This window comes from Okeania sp., assembly GCF_983059655.1.
Genome location: NZ_CEZPJD010000958.1, coordinates 1 through 2,673, shown reverse-complemented (window position 1 = coordinate 2,673; position 2,673 = coordinate 1). Strand labels below are relative to the sequence as shown.

Annotated in this window: 3 protein-coding genes; all 3 read right to left on the bottom strand. The window is 36.1% G+C overall.

Features of this window, described 5'->3' with window-relative positions:
- Window positions 1–511: 511 nt before the first annotated feature.
- On the bottom strand, window positions 512–1,609 hold the full coding sequence (locus tag AC3DU7_RS30640; RefSeq protein ID WP_488043010.1) for a class I SAM-dependent methyltransferase: 1,098 nt from the start codon (window positions 1,607–1,609) through the stop codon (window positions 512–514).
- Between the two features lie 426 nt (window positions 1,610–2,035).
- Entirely contained in the window at window positions 2,036–2,509 is a 474-nt protein-coding gene (locus AC3DU7_RS30635) for an IS200/IS605 family accessory protein TnpB-related protein (RefSeq protein ID WP_488043009.1), read from the bottom strand.
- The coding region (locus AC3DU7_RS30630; protein ID WP_488043008.1) for a transposase at window positions 2,463–2,673 on the bottom strand (211 nt) is incomplete at its 5' end. The genes AC3DU7_RS30630 and AC3DU7_RS30635, both read right to left, overlap by 47 nt.

The window sequence follows — 2,673 nt, the reverse complement described above, 5'->3', positions numbered from 1 at the left end:
TTATGCGCTTCACAAAATGAAATGACTATTGCGACATCCGCAACAAAGAAGGGAGGTAGATATTTTCCCCATCACACACTCTCAAGTTATGCGCTTCACAAAATGAAATGACTATTGCGACATCCGCAACAAAGAAGGGAAGTAGATATTTTCCTCATCACACACTCTCAAGTTATGCGCTTCACAAAATGAAAATTTGGGAGTATAAACTAAAGATTCAAAACCTCAACCGAGAATTAAACAGCCTTGCTCTGAAGCATTTTTCCTCAATCCTAAATTTATTTTCAACAAATAATAATTAATAATTACCTCTCCTAAAAAAGAAGAAGATTGACTAAAAAGAAAAAAATTTCTTTTTTCTCCTTTCTCCTTTAAAGGAGAGGCTTGAAACCTTAATTATGCGACAAAAATTATTGTAAAAATTGATTATCTTTTCCCTTATTAGATACCCCACCAAACCTGTAAACTCTGAGAGTAATGGAGATATTAAACCCATAAAGCATTCTCAGTTCTACCGACTACTAACTACTTCTTCAATAGGTTTATAACCCACCCAATACTTACTAACGAAATGAACCTCAGTAGTGATATTAATAAAACCTACTTTCTCCAAACGTTCCTCTAAATTATCTGTAATATAACTCTGATAATAAGGTTCATGGAACATTGCTGGGAAGTTTTTTAACATTGGCGAAAAATCAGGTTCATCAGAAACTTGAATCGAATCACAAATCACAAAAATACCCCCAGGTTGAGTAACTCTAAAAGCTTCCTCTATTACTTTTTGACGTACCATCGGCGGTAATTCATGGAACATAAAAACACAAGTTGTTGCCTTAAAAAAATTATCTCTCAAAGGTAAATTCTCAGCATTTCCTTGTAAAAGTTGAGGCAACTCTCCCAACTCTTCAGATAATAATTGATGAGCTTTCTTTAAATAAGCCGACGATAAATCAACACCATAAAGATCCGCCTTTGGTAAAGTAGCACGAATAAACTTTAAAGTTCTGCCAGTACCACAACCAATATCTAAAACTCGTAACTTTTGAGGAGCGATCGCCTCTAAATTTTGTCCAGAAAATAACTTTTCTAATCCCATTTTTAAAGGAGCTAAAATTCGTCTGCGCATAGCATCGGCAGTACCATTAAATAAAAGTTCTACCTGCAAATCGTAGAGATTAGCTGATGTATCGCTTAAGTACCCATCTGTTTGATAATGAAAATTTTGTAAATAATAACTAGGATAATCTTGAGTATCTATTTGTGGAGAAAATTCTTGATATTTCTTTTGTTTAATTCTATTCCAAACTGTAGGCATATCTAGCCAAATATTAGGATAATAACTGAAAAAATCTGACCAGGGATTATCAAATATAATATTAACTGGATAAATACCATTTTCTCCATCTGCCAAATCTCTTTCCATAATTTCATCAATGCGTTTCTGCATTTTTTGGAGAATTTCAGGAGATAAAGGTTGAGTTTTAAATTCAAGAGTTGGATAAACAAAATTTCTCAGCCGAGTAGAAATTTGTTTGTGAGCTAAAGCGAAGTAAATTTTACCTTGTTGAAATGTTTGATAAGTAAATTTTGTAATAGTATCTGACATGATGATAAGTCTAAGAGGATATCTGAAAAGTTTTTTGATAGTGAATTTTGCCCCCCTGGCCCCAGGGCTAATTCATAGTCATGAGAGAAAAAAGAAGTAGGGGAGTAGGGGAGTGGAGGAGTAAGGTCAATTCATTGTCACGCGATCGAAAAATTGTATCCTTTGAAATGTTGAAATTTTGTACATCTTGCTAGAGAGAGTTAACCAAAAATATACAGTTGTAAATATTCTAGGCGCGACAATGAATTAGCCCTGCCCCTGGCCTCCCAACTTTGGGGGGAACAAGAATCAATTTTTTTCTAAAAGTCTCCCAATTTTGGGGGATGCGCGGGGGCTTAGATGTAAAATGTAGCAAATGGGACTTCTCAGACAACCTCTAAATAAATTTTGCTATTGACACTCCCCGCTCTAAAGAGACGGGGATTCTTAAGCAATCCAAAATCGAATTCTTAAAGGCGTTGTCAATGCGCCTCTACCTAGTTGGCCCAAATTAAGATTGAACCTTCCAGCTACTTTTCTCAGGATGTTGGCTGCACCATTGCAATCAGCATTAATTAAATAGCCCGCAGCAGAACGATATAAACCCCGTTTAACGCGCTTTCCTGATGGTTCCCAGTTGTCGGGTTTTTCACCGTAGGTTGGGAGAACATCATGATCTAAAAAGCTAGCTTTCGAGGTATAAGACTCTTCGGTTTCTACAAATTGTAACCCATGTAAGCTACAAAGTTCCTTGATTCGTTCTTTGAGTCTTGCAGTAGGAATTTGTACCAACTTTTGGTTAGTTTTAGAGCCTAAATCAATTGATTGTTTTTGACCTTTATTCCAACCAAAAACAATTGTACCAATTCCATGTTTAAGGCCATGGTTGATGATTAATCGCGCTGCGAGTGTTAACAGCATCCCGTATCTGACGATTGCGCTTTTCAGTGATGCGAGCTAATCTTTTAGACCAAAAACCTTGTGGTTGATTTTCCTTGAGAGCAGCTATTTGTTTGTTATACCACTGGTTTTTCGATTTCAGATGTTTGCCATCAACAATAAAGCTGTGCCCTAGAGTATCCACA